The sequence below is a fragment of the Limnohabitans sp. genome (assembly GCF_034680285.1).
In the GTDB taxonomy this organism is placed as follows: Bacteria; Pseudomonadota; Gammaproteobacteria; order Burkholderiales; family Burkholderiaceae_C; genus Limnohabitans_A.
This window is the reverse complement of sequence record NZ_JAXITC010000016.1, coordinates 78,905-93,941: the sequence shown is the minus strand read 5'-3', so window position 1 is coordinate 93,941 and position 15,037 is coordinate 78,905. Positions and strand designations below refer to the sequence as shown.

The following is a 15,037-nucleotide window of genomic DNA, read 5'->3' as shown; positions in this document are numbered from 1 at the left end:
GGTCACGCGAAAACGGGTGTCGGGCAACACCTCGTTGACCACGCCCATCAGTTCAATCAGTTCTTCTTTAGCCATTTAAAACGTCTTTCTCAAAGCAGGATCGGTTTCGTCGTCTGGCGCTCCACCCACAACATGCCTTCATCGAGGGCGTATTGGCTGGCGGCTGCCGGTGTGGCGAATTCGGGCACAAAGCGCATCACGCGGTCGGTGCTGGCGCTGCCACGGCCACTGGCCACGGACACTTGGGCGCCAAATGCGCCATTGGGCAAAGCCCTGGAGCACGGTTGAATTCGGAATTTTCCCATGGAGATGGGTTGGTGTGAACAATATGAATTAGTCATGTATTTTAACGAAGGGGGTCGAGCCGCTTTTTCGGCCCTCTTGGGGGCTGTGCAGCGGCACGGGTCTTGGCATGTCCTGCTGCCAAAAAAGCGCCCCCATACGCAGACCGCAAGGCCTGCCCAACAACAGCACCGTGCAGAGGTGCGTCAAAAAGGAAGCAAAAAATCGTCTGGGCCCAGCTTGGAAAAGCATGGCGGGCGATGTGCACAGTGGAGGACAAGACTGGCATCCCTCTGCCGGGATGCGCTATCGGCTCGCAAGGAGCTAGATGGGCATAAGTCGCCAATGGCGTGACGCACTGTAACACGTTCGGCTTGCAAGCCCTTGAAGCCAGCCTCACACCCAACGCGCAATGGCCGCCGCCACCATGCTCAGCAGCAAGGTGCTGGTAATGGGAATGAAGAACTCACGGCCAAACAAACGAAAGCGAAAATCCCCGGGCAGACGACCAAAACCAAGTTTTTGCAGCCATTTTTGCAGGCCACTGAAAATGATCAGCGCCAAAAACACCACAATGAGCCAGCGCAACATAGCTTGCCTGAATGCAGGTTACAGGCGGTGCGAGCGGTCGCCCTGGGCAAAGCCCTGAGCGGCCCAATCGGACGACGTGGAGAACCCGACCACTTTGAACAACTCGCCCATTTCGTGCTCGCTGATCAGCCGCTGCGCTTGGCTGCGCTCAGCCAAGCTGGCGGCGGCCATGCGTTCGGCCAAACCGAGGTTGAGCAAAAACCAAGCTTGGCTGGTGTAGCCCAGCACATTCAGGCCTGCGTTTTGCCCGGCCAAAGCCACACCCGTGAAGTTAACGTGGGCAGTGATGTCTTTTTGGCCCACCGCCACCAAAGGGTTGTCGTCGGCCTGGTGGAGCTGGTGGCACATGACCGTGCCCATGTGGCGCTGCGGGTGAAAGTACTCGGCCTCGGGGAAACCGTAATCCAAGAAAAACGCCGCCCCACCCCGCCCCGCCAGCAGGCGCTCGGCCAGACTGGCCACAAAGGCCTCGGCCTGGGAGTGGATCTCGGTCAGGTAATCGTGCTCGCCCTCGATCTCCAAAGGTGGGCGCAAATCGGTGATCCGGTCTTGCCAAGCGAATGCTTCACCGGCGCTGACCACCCCGCGCTCGTGCCAGATGCCCTGCGAGCGCTGCAGCAGCTGCACCGGCATGGCGTCCAGCACCTCATTGCCCACCACCACGCCCTCGATGGCATCGGGCCAGGCGTCTAACCAGCGCACCTTGTCGGCGTAGTTCAGCAGGGTATCGGCCTGCCGGGCGCGCAAAGTGCCCGACAAATCGATGATGGTGTAACGGCGCACCGCATCACCCAGGCTGTCCAAGAGTTGCAAGGCCAAAGCCCCGGTGCCCGCGCCAAACTCCCAGACTTCATCCGAGCCTGTGGCCGCCAGTGCCTCTTTCAGCTGCACCGCCAGGGTCTGGCCAAACAAGGGCGACATGCCCGGCGCGGTGACAAAATCACTGCCGGATGAAGGCATGGCCCCAAACTTTTGCAGCGCATTGGTGTAGTACCCCAAGCCTGGCTCGTACAGGGCCATGGCCATGAAACGGTCAAAACCGATCCAGCCACCCGCCTGTGCGATGGCTTGGTGGATGCGCTGAGACAGCTCGACAGAAGATGTAGGGACGTTGGTCACGCGGCGATTATCCTTTGTCTGCTTGTGTAGGAGCCCCGCCCTCGGGGCGATGGTCCGCGATTTGCTGGAAGCCATCGCGGCGAGGGCGCCGCTCCCACAGGTTATCCCCCTGCACACGCAGTCGGCAGGGCCATCGCCGATAATTGCTCTTTTTAACTTTCGCAGCGGCATCTCTTTGAAACACGTACTGATCACTGGCGGCGCATTGCGTTTGGGCGCGACCCTTTGTCATGCCTTCGCGCAAGCGGGCTGGCAGGTGTGGTGCCACTACCAGCGCTCAGCTGTTGCCGCTTTGGCGCTTCAGGCATCTCTGCAAGCCACAGGCGCCACGGTGAGGCTGGTGCAAGCCGACTTGGCGCAAAGTGCCGAAGTCGAGCGCATGATGGCCCACATCACGCAAACCACCGGGCCGCTGGATTGTTTGGTGAACAACGCCTCTTTGTTTGAGCCGGATGAGGGCAACGACATGGACTTGCCAGGCGCGCGCCAGCAACTCGAAGTGAATTTGATCGCGCCCATGCTGCTGGCTTCGCTCATGGCCCAACAAGCCGCGCCCGAAGCCAAGTCCGGCCAGCGCAGCGTGGTCCACATCCTGGACCAGAAGGTGTTCAACCTGAACCCGGACTATTTTTCGTACACCGTGTCCAAGCTGGCATTGGAACGTGCCGTGGCCTTGCAGGCGCAATCCTTGGCTCCTTTGCGTGTGTGCGGCGTGGCCCCGGGCCTGATGTTTTTGAGTGGCCCCCAAACCCAAGAGAACTTTGACCGCAACAGCCGGGTGAACCTGCTGCGCGAGCCAATCGACCCGGCGCAGGTGGCGGCCACTTGCCTGTTTCTGGCGCAAAACCCCTGCATCACCGGCACCACGGTGTGTGTGGACAACGGCCAGCACCTGGTGCCTTTGGCGCGGGACGTGATGTTTTTGGGTGAACCGAAAGACCCCGCATGAGCGAGCTGATGACCGATTTGGCGCTGAACTGCCGCCGCCTGTTTTTGCGCAACCACACGGTGGACGTGCGCATCGGCGCGCACGACTTTGAAAAGCTCGGCCCCCAGCGCATCGTCTTCAATGTGGAACTGTTCGTGCCCTACAGCGCGTCCACCCCCACACAAGACGATTTGGCCGAGGTGGTGGACTACGACTTCATCCGCGAGGTGATTGCCAAGCGTGTGGCACAAGGCCACATCGTGCTGCAAGAGACTTTGTGCGACGACCTGATGCGCGAGCTGATCGCCCACCCGCAGGTGCAGGCGGTGCGCCTGTCCAGCTGCAAACCCGATGTGTACCCGGACTGCGAAGCGGTTGGGGTTGAAATCTTTCAAACCAAAAGCCCGACATGAAAACCCCTGCCGGACACCAAACCCTGGAGCTGACCGGTTTGCGCTTTGACGCGAATCTGGGCATCCTCGAACACGAAAAAACAGACCCGCAGCCGATTCAGGTGGATGCTGAATTGAACCTCGGCACGCAGCCCCTGCTGCCCAGCGACGACGACATCCATTCGGTGCTGGACTACCGCAAGGTGCGCAAAATCATCATCGATGAATGCACGGCCGAGCACATCAACCTGTTGGAGACTTTGATCGGCAAAGTCTCGAACCGCCTGATGCAGTTGCCCGGCGTGCTGGGCGTGCGCGTCAAGATTGCCAAACTTGAAATTTTTGAAGACTGCGAAGTGGCCATTCGCATGGAAACCGGACAGTGGTGAACCTCATGAACACAGACACAGCAGCAGACAACGCCTGGGTACAAGCACAAGCCGAATCAGAGGCTGCCAAAGCGATCAAGATCGAGCGCGAAACCCACAAACTCGAAAAACGCCTGTGCCGCCAAATGGGCCAAGCGATCAGCGACTTCAACCTGATCGAAGCGGGCGACCGCATCATGGTGTGCATGTCGGGCGGCAAAGACAGCTACGGCATGCTGGACATCCTGCTCAAGATGAAGGCCCGTGCCCCGGTGGACTTCGAGTTGGTGGCGGTCAACCTGGACCAAAAGCAGCCAGGTTTCCCGGATCACATCCTGCCTGCGTACCTCAAGGAATTGGGCGTGGAGTACCACATCGAGACGCAAGACACCTACTCGATCGTGAAAGACAAAATCCCCGAAGGCAAGACCATGTGCAGCCTGTGCTCGCGCTTGCGTCGGGGCATTTTGTACCGTGTGGCGCGTGAGCTCAAATGCAACAAACTGGCGCTCGGCCACCACCGCGACGACATGCTGCAAACCTTCTTCTTGAACATGTTCTTTGGCGGCAAGCTCAAGGGCATGCCCCCGAAGCTGGTCAGCGACAACGGCGAATTCATGGTGATCCGCCCACTGGCCTATGTGGCCGAGTCGGACCTCATCCGTTGGGCAGAGCACCGACAGTTCCCCATCATCCCCTGCACCCTGTGTGGCAGCCAGGAAAACCTGCAACGCCTGCAAGTGGGCAATATGCTGCGCGAGTGGCAGAAGAAGCACCCTGGCCGGATTGAAAACATGTTCTCGGCTTTGCAAAACGTGGTGCCCTCGCATTTGATGGACGCGAAGTTGCACGGCTTCAAAGACCTGAAGATCACGGGCATCGAATCAGACGACGGCGACAAAGCCTTTGACGAAGAAGAGTTCAAGGAGCCCTCTTTGCCGGGCATTCAGGTCATCTCGATGTAATTCGTACGGAGACAGCGCATGCGCACAGCAACTCGGCAGCTCACGCGGTGGTTTTCGGTGGCTTTTGTTGCGCTGGCCTTGAGTTGGCTGACGGGGTGCGCCTCGATGCGGTTGATCGACAGCGATGTGGTCTCGGTGGCGGCGGTGCCATCCGGCATGAGCTTGCAAGGCGCCAAGTACAGTTTTGAGCGACTGCCCTCCCAAGCCAATAACCCGGAAGCCGGGCTGGCCGAGCAGCAGGCGCAGAGCGCCATGACCGCCGTCGGTTTGGTACGCGACGATGCCGGGGCCAGTTTGAGCGTGATGGTCGGCTTCAGCGGCTCCCAATATTTGGCCGACCCTTGGGGCCGTCCTATCGGGCCAGGCTGGATGCCTCACGGCAGCATTGCCATCGGCTCGGGTTTTGGCACGCACTTGGGGGTGGGCATGGGCATTCGCTTTCCACCGCCCACACATTACCGCCGCGAGGTCAGCCTGATCATGCGAGACCTGAAATCCGGCCAGGTGGTCTACGAAACCCGCGCCAGCCACGCCGGGCCTTGGCACGACAGCGTGCCCATTTTTGCCACCTTGTTCCAAGCCGCATTGGCCAATTTCCCGAACCCACCCGCTGGGCTGCGCCGGGTCAACATCGAACTGCCGCGCTGAGACGCCATTCACGACATGTCTGAACCCACCCGAATTTTGGCGATTCGCCACGGTGAAACCGCCTGGAACGTCGACACCCGACTGCAAGGCCATCTCGACATTCCGCTCAACGACGTGGGCTTGCGCCAGGCCCAGCACTTGGCCCAGTCGCTGCTTGGGCGCGATGCCATCGATGCGATTTATGCCAGCGACCTCTCACGCGCACACACCACCGCTCTGGCGATTGCACAGGCGGTCGGTCAAACGGTGGTGCAACACCCCGGTTTGCGAGAGCGCCACTTTGGTGCCTTCCAAGGCCGCACCTTTGTAGAAATCGAGGTTGAGCTGCCCGAGCACGCTTGGCACTGGCGCAAACGCACGCCCGATTGGACGCCGCCTGATGGCGGTGAGTCTTTGGTCGCCCTGCATCAACGGATTGTGTCCACAGTGGACGAGTTGGCCGCACGGCATCCAGGACAACAAATCGTGATGGTGGCGCACGGTGGCGTGCTGGACATTCTTTACCGCGCCGCTACCCGCTTAGACCTGCAAGCACCCCGTACTTGGAACCTGACCAACACCGCCGTCAATCGGCTGCTGTGGACGCCACAAGGCCTGTCGCTGGTGGGATGGGGCGATACCTCGCACTTGGATGCACTGGGCAAGGATGAAACGTCGACCTGAGTTTCAGATCCGCTCACCAAACGATTTGGGGGGCGTCACGCCCAAATGCCTGAAAGCCGCCAGCGTGGCCATGCGCCCGCGAGGGGTACGTTGCAAATAGCCTTGCTGAATCAGATACGGCTCGATCACGTCTTCGATCGTGTCGCGCTCTTCGCCGATGCTGGCTGCGATGTTGTCCAGCCCCACCGGGCCGCCGTCAAAACGGTGGATCACCGCTTCGAGCAGTTTGCGGTCCATCAAATCAAAGCCTTCGGGGTCCACGTCCAGCATGACCAGGGCTTTTTGCGCCAAGCCTTTGTGGATGGTGCCGTCACCCTTCACATCGGCATAGTCACGCACCCGGCGCAACAAACGGTTGGCGATGCGCGGCGTGCCGCGTGAGCGGCGGGCGATCTCGAACGAGCCTTCGGGGTCAATCGGTGCTTTGAGCAAACCAGCGCTGCGGGTCACGATACGGGTCAGCTCTTCGGGCGTGTAAAACTCCAGCCGCGACACGATGCCAAAACGGTCGCGCAGCGGGTTGGTCAACATGCCCGCACGGGTGGTCGCCCCCACCAGGGTGAAGGGTTGCAAGTCAAGTTTGATGCTGCGGGCCGCCGGACCTTCGCCGATCATGATGTCGATCTGATAGTCCTCGAGCGCGGGGTACAAGATTTCCTCGACCACGGGCGAGAGGCGGTGGATCTCGTCGATGAAGAGCACATCGTTGCGCTCCAAGTTGGTCAGCAGCGCCGCCAAATCCTTGGGCTTTTCAAGCACCGGACCACTGGTCTGGCGCAGGTTCACGCCGAGCTCGGCCGCGATGATGTGGCTGAGCGTCGTTTTACCCAAACCGGGGGGGCCAAAAAGCAACACATGGTCCAGCGGCTCTTCGCGCATTTTGGCGGCGCTTATGAAGATCTCCAACTGCTCGCGCACCTTGACCTGGCCGACGTATTCGTCGAGCAACTTGGGGCGAAGGGCGCGCTCAATGGCCTCTTCTTGGTGGGACACAGGGGCCGCTGAAATGACCCGGGGTTCGGGTTGGGGCGCGAAGTCGTCGGTGCGGATGCTCATGGCTCAGCTCATCTTCATTTGTTCAGGGCTTTGAGTGCCAGCTTGATGCCCTCGCTCACACCCACGTCGACCGGCAGGCTCTTGAGCGCAGCCGCTGCTTCTTTGTCGCTGTAACCCAGCGCCAGCAATGCTTGCTGTATGTCGCTTTGCGTGTCGGGGGTGTTCACGGCAAACAAGCCGCCCAAGTCGCCGCCCAACTTGCCTTTGAGCTCCAGCAACAAACGCTCGGCGGTTTTTTTGCCGATGCCAGGCACCTTGACCAGACGCCCCACTTCTTGGGTGGTGATGGCCTGCGCCAGATCGTCCACACTCATACCGGACAACACACTTAGAGCGGTGCGGGGGCCAACGCCGGAGATTTTGATGAGTTGCCGAAAGGCTTCGCGCTCGGCCAAGGTGGCAAAACCGTAGAGGATTTGCGCGTCTTCGCGCACCACAAAGTGCGTAACCAGGCTGACTTTTTCGCCCGTGGGAGGCAAGTTGTAAAACGTGCTCATGGGCACATTGACTTCGTAGCCCACGCCATGGCAGTCCACGATCACCTCGGGTGGGTTTTTGTCGCTCAGGATGCCGGTGAGTTTGCCAATCATGGAGGGAAGCCCTTGGGTTGCGCGGTATAGAGGAAAATCAGGGCTCCGCGGCCTGCAACAAACCGGTCGAAACCACCACGAACAGGATTATCCACTTGATCGTCAGACACACTTTTATCCCGCACAACAATACCCGCTTGTCGCACCTGTGCGGGCCCATGGACGCCCACCTGCGCACCATCGAAGCGGGCTTGCAAGTGAGCATTGCGCACCGCCATGAGCAATTCAAAGTGGACGGCCCCAAGGCCGTGGCCATGCGGGCCATGGAGATTTTGCAGGCGATTTACGAACGCGCCGACCGCCCCATTGCGCCGGACATGGTGCAGCTCATGCTGGTGGGCGACAGCGGGGGCGAAGAAGCCGAGCTGCCCACCTTGCAAACCCGCCGCGCGGACCTGAAGGCACGCACCCCCGTGCAGGCTGCGTACCTGGAAAGCATCGCCACCCACGACATCAGCTTTGGCATCGGGCCTGCGGGCACAGGCAAGACCTATTTGGCCGTGGCTTGCGCTGTAGATGCACTGGAACGCGCCAGTGTGCAGCGCATCGTGCTGACACGCCCGGCCGTCGAAGCAGGTGAACGACTGGGGTTCTTACCCGGCGACCTGTCACAAAAAGTGGACCCTTATTTGCGCCCGCTGTACGACGCGCTGTATGACCTGATGGGTTACGACAAGGTGCAAAAGGCCTTTGAGCGCAACGCGATCGAGATCGCGCCGCTGGCCTTCATGCGCGGGCGCACGCTGAACAACGCCTTTGTGATTCTGGACGAGGCGCAAAACACCAGCACCGAACAGATGAAGATGTTTTTGACCCGCATTGGCTTTGGTGCTAAGGCGGTGGTGACAGGCGATGTGAGCCAGATCGACTTGCCCAAAGGTCAGCTCTCCGGCCTGATCGATGCCGAACGGGTCTTGAAGCGGGTCAAGGGCATTGCTTTCACGCGCTTTTCAAGTGCCGACGTGGTCCGCCACCCGCTGGTGGCGCGCATTGTGGACGCCTACGAAGCGCAAGGCAGCGCACCCTTGCGCGCGGGTGTCACGACCCGCCGCAAGCCTTTGCCCACCGACGATTGAAAGGCCAAAAGAACACCATGCCACTGCAACAACTCCAACTGTCCCTGCAATTTGGCGACATCCCCTATGCAGCCCGCCACCGCGCCGCCCTGCCACGCCACGCAGTGACCCGCGCCATTCGGCACGCACTGGCCGATGACGCCGAAATCACGGTGCGCATCGTGGGCGAGGAAGAGGGCCGCGCGCTGAACCTGAGTTACCGTAAAAAAGATTACGCCACGAATGTGCTGACGTTTGACTATGCGAAAGAACCTGTGGTGATGGCCGATTTGGTGCTGTGCGCTCCGGTCGTGGCGCGTGAGGCCAAGGAGCAAGGCAAGACGCTGGCCGCGCATTACACTCATTTGTTAGTGCACGGGACTTTGCACGCCCAAGGCTGGGACCATGAGACCAGTGAGGCCGATGCTGAGGAGATGGAGGCCTATGAGGTGGCCATTTTGGCAGGCTTGGGGTTGAAGAATCCCTATCGATAACGAGTGAAGTTTCGGTTTGGGCGGGAAACACTCTTAGGTTTTCCAATGACCACCAAGGGGAATGGGGCGATGCGGCGGGCGCCGATTTTCGGTACCCCGTCATGAGGCGCCCGCCGCATCGCCCCATTCACCGCTCTCAAAAAACAATCAGAGCAACCGAACCTTCACACTCTTGCCCTTGATCTTGCCGTGTGACAGCTGCGCCTCCACCTTTTTGGCCAGTGCAGCCTGCACCGCCACATAGGTCGAAAACTCGTTCACATTGATCTTGCCCACCTGCTCACGGGTCAAACCACATTCACCCGCCAGCGCGCCCATCACGTCCCCTGCGCGGATTTTTTCTTTGCGACCACCCACAATTTGCAACGTACGCATAGGCGGCTGCAAAGGTCCACCTGCGGCAGGCGTCAAGCCCGACAAAGGCTCCCAGTTGGATTCGCGGCCTTGCATCAACTCGATCTTGCCGACCGAGCCCATCTCGTCCATGCTGGCCAGCGTCAGCGCCAAGCCTTCGGCGTCGCCCCGGCCGGTTCGGCCGATGCGGTGGATGTGGATTTCTGCGTCGGGCGTCACGTCCACGTTGATCACAGCCTCCAGGCCTTCCACGTCCAGCCCGCGTGAGGCCACGTCGGTGGCCACCAGCACCGAGCAGCTGCGGTTGGAGAATTGCACCAGCACTTGGTCGCGTTCGCGCTGTTCCAACTCACCAAACAGCGCCAGCGCGCTGTAGCCCTGGGCCTGCAACACCGCCACCAAATCGCGGCACTGCTGTTTGGTGTTGCAAAAGGCCAGCGTGCGCTCGGGGCGAAAATGGGCCAGCAGTTTGGACACAGCATCCAAGCGCTGGTTCTCATTCACTTCGTAAAACACCTGACGGATTTTGTGTGCGCTGTGCTGCGCCTCGACCTTCACGGTTTGCGGTGCACGCATGAACTGCGCCGCCAACTTAGCAATGCCCTCGGGGTAAGTGGCGGAGAACAGCAGCGTCTGGCGGTCTTTGGCGCACTGACGCACCACTTTGGCGATGTCATCGAAAAAGCCCATGTCCAGCATACGATCGGCTTCGTCCAGCACCAGCGTGTTCACACCCGCCAAACTCAGCGAGCCGCGCTCCAAGTGGTCCAAGATGCGGCCGGGCGTGCCCACCACCACATCGGCGCCATGCTCCAAACTCACGGTCTGGCCTCTCAAAGCCACGCCGCCGCACAAGGTGACAACCTTCACGTTTTGTCGGGCGCGGGCCAAGCGCCGGATTTCTTGGGTGACTTGGTCGGCCAACTCGCGGGTGGGGCACAAAATCACGGCCTGAATGGCGGCGCTGGGGAAGCCAGCGCTTTGCAAGCGCTCAATCAGAGGCAGGCCAAAGGCGGCTGTTTTGCCGCTGCCGGTACTGGCCTGGGCAATCAAGTCTTGCCCAGCCAAGGTGAGCGGCAAGCTGGCCGCCTGGATGGGCGTCATCTGGGTGTAGCCCAGTTGTTCGAGGTTTTGAAGGGTGGCCGTTGACAGCGCAAGCTGGTCAAAACGAGAGGTCATCGAGACGGGAGACGCAGCGGGAAATTTTTCAGTCATGCCCCGATTATCGGCGGCCATCGGTCTTACCTCAGACTCAGGCCGTCATGCGCATCGGAATCGTGATCGGTCCGTCATTGAGGAGCGCCACCTTCATGTCGGCGGCGAAGCGCCCTGTTTGCACCACAGGGTGGGCTTTTTGGGCTTGCGCCACAAAATAGCCATAGAGACGGCGGGCATCGTCCGGCGCTGCGGCACCCGAAAACCCCGGGCGCGTGCCCGAAGACACATCGGCCGCCAGCGTGAACTGGCTCACCAAAAGCAGGCCACCCGCCACGTCTTGCACGCTCAGGTTCATCTTTCCAGCTTGGTCATTGAAGATGCGCAGCTTGAGCATCTTGGCCAGCATTTTGTCGGCCACCGCCTCGGTGTCGCCTTTTTCGGCGCAAAGCAGCACCAACAAGCCAGTGCCGATTTGGCCGATGACCTCGCCCTCCACGCGCACGCTGGCTTCGCTCACCCTTTGCAGCACTGCCATCATTTCAGATCCCTCGCATCGTTGAAGTGCACCTCGACATCGCTGGGCAAAAGTTGAATGGTGGCGCGCAAACCGGGCACTTCGCTCATCAGGGCTTGCTCAACACTGCCGCGCAGCGCAGCAGCTCGGCCCAAGGTCCAACTGGCCGGCATGTGCATGTGCACATCGACAAAACGGCGCTGCCCGGCTTTGCGGGTGTGCAAGTGGTCAAAACGGATGATCTCGGTTTCGCCGCGCTGGTGGGCAAAACCATCCAAAACTTTTTGCACCTCGACCAACACCTCGGGCTCCAGGGCCTCGTCCATCAAGCCTTGTGAAGACAACCAAATCAGGTGCCAGCCTTCTTTCAAGATGTTCAGGGCAACGCCAATCGCCACCACCGCGTCCAGCCACAGCCAACCGGTCACACCCACCAAACCGATGCCGATGACCACGCCAGCGGAGGTCCAGACATCGGTCACCAAATGACGGGCGTCGGCTTCCAGCGCCAGCGAGCGGTGCTGTTTGGCCGCACGAAACATCAGCCAAGCCAGCAAGCCGTTCAGGGCCGAACTGCCCACTGACAAAGCCAAACCCAAGCCCACTTGTTCAATGGGCTGAGGGTCAAACACCCTGTGCGCCGCCGCCCAGATGATGCCCAAAGCGGCCACCACGATCAGGATGCCCTCAAAGCCAGAAGAAAAATACTCGGCTTTGTGATGCCCATAGGGGTGCTCATCGTCCGCTGGCATGGCGGCCACCGTGACCATCATCAAACCAAAAATGGCACTGGCCAAGTTGACCAAGGACTCCATCGCATCAGACAGCAGGCCCACCGAATCGGTGAGCCACCATGCCAAGGTTTTCAGGCCAATGGTGATCAGCGCCACCACCACCGAAGCCCAGAGCATGCGTTTGGGCGTCATCCAAGCGTCAAAATTTTTCATGGGCTCAGGATACCCCCACTGGATGCGCTGTCCGTGCGCCAGCCCCCTATCAAGACAGCGTCACTTTGGCAAATTTACGCTTGCCCACCTGAACGATGTAAGTGCCTGCTTCCAGTTTCAAGCCCTTGTCGCTGACCACACTGGAGTCCACACGCACACCGCCGCCGTCCACCAAACGCCCAGCTTCTGTGGTCGAAGGGGCCAAACCAGCCGATTTGAGCAAGGCGCCGATGCCCAGCGGAGCGCCCGACAAAGACACCTCAGGGATGTCATCTGGCACGCCGCCCTTGCTGCGGTTGATGAAATCCTGCTCCGCGGTATCGGCAGCGGCTGCGCTGTGAAAACGTGCGGTGATTTCCTTGGCCAGCATGACCTTGGCGTCTTTCGGGTTGCGCCCGCCTTCCACTTCTTTTTTGAGCGCCTCGATCTCGGCCATGGACTTGAAGGACAGCAAGGTGTACCAACGCCACATCAACACGTCGGAAATGCTCAGCACCTTGGCAAACATGGTGTTGGGTTCTTCGGCAATGCCGATGTAGTTGTTCTTGGACTTGGACATTTTGTCCACGCCATCCAGCCCTTCGAGCAAGGGCATGGTCAAGATGCATTGCTGCTCTTGCCCATATTCGGCTTGCAGGTGACGGCCCATCAACAGGTTGAACTTTTGGTCGGTGCCGCCCAACTCCAGGTCGGACTTGAGGGCCACCGAGTCATAGCCCTGCATCAGCGGATACAAAAACTCGTGCACGCTGATGGGCGTACCCGCCTTGAACCGGTCATGAAAGTCATTGCGCTCCATCATGCGGGCCACGGTGTACTTGGCGGCCAACTGGATCATGCCCATGGAGCCCAGGGGCAAACTCCACTCGCTGTTGTAACGAATCTCGGTTTTGGCTGGGTCGAGCACCAAACTGGCCTGCTTGTAATAAGTCTCGGCGTTGAGCTTGATTTGCTCAGGCGTCAATGGCGGGCGGGTGCTGTTGCGGCCTGATGGGTCGCCGATCAAACTGGTGAAGTCACCGATCAAAAAGATGACCTGGTGCCCCAAATCCTGCAACTGGCGCATCTTGTTCAGCACCACCGTGTGACCGATGTGGATGTCGGGCGCAGTCGGATCCAGGCCGAGTTTGATGCGCAAAGGTACCCCTGTGGCCTCGGATTTGGCGAGCTTTTGTAACCAATCTTCCTTGGGAATCAGCTCATCGCACCCCCGCAAAGTGACCTCCATCGCCTCCAGGGTCTTGTCCGTCACAGGAAATTTTGTAACAAGCGCTTGATTCATAAGGGTTTTTTCTAAAGTCAAATGGCCATAGACCAGTACAATGGTCCGATATTCCCAAGTCGCCCATTTTAGGGGTGCCTTGACTGTGAACATCGTGCCAGGCTCTCAAACTGAGAACTTGCCACGAAACACCCATCAAATTGATGTCATTTTTCGTCTCCATCCAGACCCGTCTGGTGTCTTTGTTAGTCGGCTTTTTGTTCCTGTGCACAGCCGCGCTCGGCGCGGTGTTGCTGGGCACTCAACGTTTGCTCGCTTGGCTGGATGGTCAGCACCCCCAGCTGACATCGGCTCTTCAGTTGTGCACCCGCTGGCTCAAGCGTCACCCCAAAACCATCAGTGCTACTCTGGCCTCGGTTCTGCTTGCTGGCGGCGGCGGTGCATTCGCCATTGCCAATTTAGGCCCCGACATTTCCGACCAGCCCGTGGTCACGGTCACTGTTCCTGTGGAATCGCCGTCTCTACAAGTCCAGGCGCAAGCGCTCGATTTGCTGACCATGCGCCTGACGCGGACAGACAGCACACGCTCCTCGGACACCCCAGAGAGCCTGCTGCGCCGTCTGGGCATGGTGGACCCTGATGCTGCGGCCTTCTTGCGCAAGAACCCCTTGGCCAAACAGGCCCTCAAACAAGCAGGCCGTTCGGTTGTAGCCGAAGCGGACAGCCAAGAGCGCCTAAGCCAGTTGCATGTGCGTTGGCTCAACAACGAAAGCGATACGTTCTTCCAACGCTTGGCCATCAAGCGCACGAACTCAGGTCTCCAAGCGGTTTTGGAAACTTCGCCCATGAACACCAGCCTGCGCATGACAGGCGGCACTGTGGCCAGCTCACTGTATGACGCAGCCGACGAAGCCCGTTTGCCCGATGCCATCGTGGGCCAGCTGACCCAAATCTTCTCCAACCAAATCGATTTCCACCGCACTTTGCGCAAAGGCGCTCGCTTTGCTGTGGTTTACGAAGTCTTGGAAGCCGATGGAGAGCCCATTCGCACTGGCCGTGTTTTGACGGCAGAGTTCAACAACGGCAACAAGACCTACGAAGCCGTTTGGCACCAAGAGCCGGGTCAAAAAGGCAACTACTACAGCTTGGACGGCAAAACCCTCAGCCGTACCTATTTGGCTTCTCCTGTCGCTTTCTCACGCAAAACCAGTGGTTTTGCCATGCGCTTGCACCCCATTTTCCAGACCATGAAAGCCCACTTGGGCGTGGATTACGCGGCACCCACAGGCACCCCCGCTCAAACCGTGGGTGATGGTGTGGTTGAATTTGCTGGCGTGCAAGGCGGCTTTGGCAATGTGGTCATCGTGCGCCACGGCAACAACCACTCCACTGTTTACGCCCACCTCAGCCGCATTCAGGTTCGCAAAGGCCAGTCGGTCCAAAAAGGGCAAACCATTGGCGCGGTTGGCTCCACAGGCTGGTCCACAGGCCCTCACCTGCATTTTGAGTTCCGTGTCAACGGCACCCACGTGGACCCTCAAAAAGTGATTCAGCAAGCGCAAAGCGTGCCGCTCAGCCCATCCGCCATGACACGGTTCAAAACGGTTGCAGCACAAGCCCGTTCACAGCTTCAGGCGGCTGCTCAGATGCGAGAAGGCAACGTTCAGTGATGCACAAGGGCCGCAAGGCCC

Annotated in this window: 18 protein-coding genes and 1 pseudogene; 9 read left to right on the top strand and 10 right to left on the bottom strand. The window is 59.7% G+C overall.

The window, feature by feature from the left end:
* From SWE17_RS13365 to SWE17_RS13350, 4 genes and pseudogenes are all read right to left on the bottom strand, one after another.
* Positions 1-75, bottom strand: a pseudogene (locus SWE17_RS13365) (translation initiation factor IF-1); the annotation flags it as partial.
* A 14-nt stretch (positions 76-89) separates the two neighbouring features.
* On the bottom strand, positions 90-305 hold the full coding sequence (locus SWE17_RS13360) for a hypothetical protein (RefSeq protein WP_231624533.1): 216 nt from the start codon (positions 303-305) through the stop codon (positions 90-92).
* Positions 306-678: 373 nt separating this feature from the next.
* Positions 679-873: a DUF2905 domain-containing protein gene (locus SWE17_RS13355; protein ID WP_295504790.1), complete on the bottom strand. Its 195-nt coding sequence runs from the start codon at positions 871-873 to the stop codon at positions 679-681.
* Between the two features lie 18 nt (positions 874-891).
* Positions 892-1,992 (bottom strand): class I SAM-dependent methyltransferase, encoded by a 1,101-nt coding sequence (locus SWE17_RS13350; RefSeq protein ID WP_322993579.1) that lies wholly within the window; start codon positions 1,990-1,992, stop codon positions 892-894.
* 175 nt (positions 1,993-2,167) lie between these two features.
* Between SWE17_RS13350 and SWE17_RS13345 the strand changes: the two genes are divergently transcribed.
* From SWE17_RS13345 to SWE17_RS13320, 6 genes are read left to right on the top strand one after another with little or no spacing between them, the layout of a single operon-like run.
* Complete coding sequence (locus SWE17_RS13345; RefSeq protein WP_322993578.1) at positions 2,168-2,941, top strand: SDR family oxidoreductase; 774 nt, start codon at positions 2,168-2,170, stop codon at positions 2,939-2,941.
* Entirely contained in the window at positions 2,938-3,333 is a 396-nt protein-coding gene (locus SWE17_RS13340) for a dihydroneopterin aldolase (protein ID WP_322993577.1), read from the top strand. Before SWE17_RS13345 ends, SWE17_RS13340 begins: the two co-directional genes overlap by 4 nt.
* Positions 3,330-3,701 carry a dihydroneopterin aldolase gene (locus SWE17_RS13335; RefSeq protein WP_019426540.1) on the top strand — a complete coding sequence of 124 codons (372 nt, stop codon included), beginning with the start codon at positions 3,330-3,332 and terminating at the stop codon, positions 3,699-3,701. The genes SWE17_RS13340 and SWE17_RS13335 overlap by 4 nt, the downstream gene beginning before the upstream one ends.
* A 5-nt stretch (positions 3,702-3,706) precedes the next feature.
* Entirely contained in the window at positions 3,707-4,645 is a 939-nt protein-coding gene (gene ttcA, locus SWE17_RS13330; protein ID WP_322993576.1) for a tRNA 2-thiocytidine(32) synthetase TtcA, read from the top strand.
* An 18-nt stretch (positions 4,646-4,663) separates the two neighbouring features.
* On the top strand, positions 4,664-5,293 hold the full coding sequence (locus SWE17_RS13325; protein ID WP_322993575.1) for a hypothetical protein: 630 nt from the start codon (positions 4,664-4,666) through the stop codon (positions 5,291-5,293).
* A 15-nt stretch (positions 5,294-5,308) separates the two neighbouring features.
* Positions 5,309-5,956 carry a histidine phosphatase family protein gene (locus SWE17_RS13320; RefSeq protein ID WP_322993574.1) on the top strand — a complete coding sequence of 216 codons (648 nt, stop codon included), beginning with the start codon at positions 5,309-5,311 and terminating at the stop codon, positions 5,954-5,956.
* Positions 5,957-5,959: 3 nt separating this feature from the next.
* Here SWE17_RS13320 and ruvB read toward each other — a convergent pair whose 3' ends face one another.
* Both ruvB and ruvA read right to left on the bottom strand, forming a co-directional pair.
* The gene (ruvB, locus tag SWE17_RS13315) at positions 5,960-7,012 is read right to left on the bottom strand and encodes a Holliday junction branch migration DNA helicase RuvB (protein ID WP_090044825.1); all 1,053 of its coding nucleotides are present in this window, start codon (positions 7,010-7,012) and stop codon (positions 5,960-5,962) included.
* A gap of 14 nt (positions 7,013-7,026) precedes the next feature.
* Complete coding sequence (gene ruvA / locus SWE17_RS13310) at positions 7,027-7,602, bottom strand: Holliday junction branch migration protein RuvA (RefSeq protein ID WP_322993573.1); 576 nt, start codon at positions 7,600-7,602, stop codon at positions 7,027-7,029.
* Between the two features lie 95 nt (positions 7,603-7,697).
* Between ruvA and SWE17_RS13305 the strand changes: the two genes are divergently transcribed.
* Positions 7,698-8,678: a PhoH family protein gene (locus tag SWE17_RS13305; RefSeq protein WP_322993572.1), complete on the top strand. Its 981-nt coding sequence runs from the start codon at positions 7,698-7,700 to the stop codon at positions 8,676-8,678.
* Positions 8,679-8,695: 17 nt separating this feature from the next.
* The gene (gene ybeY, locus SWE17_RS13300) at positions 8,696-9,151 is read left to right on the top strand and encodes an rRNA maturation RNase YbeY (RefSeq protein ID WP_322993571.1); all 456 of its coding nucleotides are present in this window, start codon (positions 8,696-8,698) and stop codon (positions 9,149-9,151) included.
* A 147-nt stretch (positions 9,152-9,298) separates the two neighbouring features.
* Here the strand turns inward: ybeY and dbpA are convergent, their stop codons facing one another.
* From dbpA to tyrS, 4 genes are read right to left on the bottom strand one after another with little or no spacing between them, the layout of a single operon-like run.
* Positions 9,299-10,720 (bottom strand): ATP-dependent RNA helicase DbpA, encoded by a 1,422-nt coding sequence (gene dbpA / locus SWE17_RS13295; RefSeq protein ID WP_322993570.1) that lies wholly within the window; start codon positions 10,718-10,720, stop codon positions 9,299-9,301.
* Positions 10,721-10,757: 37 nt separating this feature from the next.
* Positions 10,758-11,201: a D-aminoacyl-tRNA deacylase gene (dtd, locus tag SWE17_RS13290; protein WP_322993569.1), complete on the bottom strand. Its 444-nt coding sequence runs from the start codon at positions 11,199-11,201 to the stop codon at positions 10,758-10,760.
* Positions 11,198-12,124 carry a cation diffusion facilitator family transporter gene (locus SWE17_RS13285; protein ID WP_322993568.1) on the bottom strand — a complete coding sequence of 309 codons (927 nt, stop codon included), beginning with the start codon at positions 12,122-12,124 and terminating at the stop codon, positions 11,198-11,200. The genes dtd and SWE17_RS13285 overlap by 4 nt, the downstream gene beginning before the upstream one ends.
* A gap of 49 nt (positions 12,125-12,173) precedes the next feature.
* Positions 12,174-13,406: a tyrosine--tRNA ligase gene (gene tyrS, locus SWE17_RS13280; protein ID WP_322993567.1), complete on the bottom strand. Its 1,233-nt coding sequence runs from the start codon at positions 13,404-13,406 to the stop codon at positions 12,174-12,176.
* A gap of 143 nt (positions 13,407-13,549) precedes the next feature.
* On the opposite strand from tyrS, the gene SWE17_RS13275 reads away from it, so the two are divergent.
* Entirely contained in the window at positions 13,550-15,016 is a 1,467-nt protein-coding gene (locus SWE17_RS13275; RefSeq protein WP_322993566.1) for a peptidoglycan DD-metalloendopeptidase family protein, read from the top strand.
* Positions 15,017-15,037: the final 21 nt, after the last annotated feature.

Coding starts and splice junctions, on each gene's coding strand:
- SWE17_RS13340 (WP_322993577.1), top strand. CDS start 2,938: ATGAGCGAGCTGATGACCGATTTGGCGCTGAACTGCCGCCGCCTGTTT.
- SWE17_RS13335 (WP_019426540.1), top strand. CDS start 3,330: ATGAAAACCCCTGCCGGACACCAAACCCTGGAGCTGACCGGTTTGCGC.
- ruvA (WP_322993573.1), bottom strand. CDS start 7,602: ATGATTGGCAAACTCACCGGCATCCTGAGCGACAAAAACCCACCCGAG.
- ybeY (WP_322993571.1), top strand. CDS start 8,696: ATGCCACTGCAACAACTCCAACTGTCCCTGCAATTTGGCGACATCCCC.
- SWE17_RS13360 (WP_231624533.1), bottom strand. CDS start 305: ATGGGAAAATTCCGAATTCAACCGTGCTCCAGGGCTTTGCCCAATGGC.
- tyrS (WP_322993567.1), bottom strand. CDS start 13,406: ATGAATCAAGCGCTTGTTACAAAATTTCCTGTGACGGACAAGACCCTG.
- ruvB (WP_090044825.1), bottom strand. CDS start 7,012: ATGAGCATCCGCACCGACGACTTCGCGCCCCAACCCGAACCCCGGGTC.
- SWE17_RS13320 (WP_322993574.1), top strand. CDS start 5,309: ATGTCTGAACCCACCCGAATTTTGGCGATTCGCCACGGTGAAACCGCC.
- SWE17_RS13275 (WP_322993566.1), top strand. CDS start 13,550: ATGTCATTTTTCGTCTCCATCCAGACCCGTCTGGTGTCTTTGTTAGTC.
- SWE17_RS13355 (WP_295504790.1), bottom strand. CDS start 873: ATGTTGCGCTGGCTCATTGTGGTGTTTTTGGCGCTGATCATTTTCAGT.
- dtd (WP_322993569.1), bottom strand. CDS start 11,201: ATGATGGCAGTGCTGCAAAGGGTGAGCGAAGCCAGCGTGCGCGTGGAG.
- dbpA (WP_322993570.1), bottom strand. CDS start 10,720: ATGACTGAAAAATTTCCCGCTGCGTCTCCCGTCTCGATGACCTCTCGT.
- SWE17_RS13325 (WP_322993575.1), top strand. CDS start 4,664: ATGCGCACAGCAACTCGGCAGCTCACGCGGTGGTTTTCGGTGGCTTTT.
- SWE17_RS13285 (WP_322993568.1), bottom strand. CDS start 12,124: ATGAAAAATTTTGACGCTTGGATGACGCCCAAACGCATGCTCTGGGCT.
- ttcA (WP_322993576.1), top strand. CDS start 3,707: ATGAACACAGACACAGCAGCAGACAACGCCTGGGTACAAGCACAAGCC.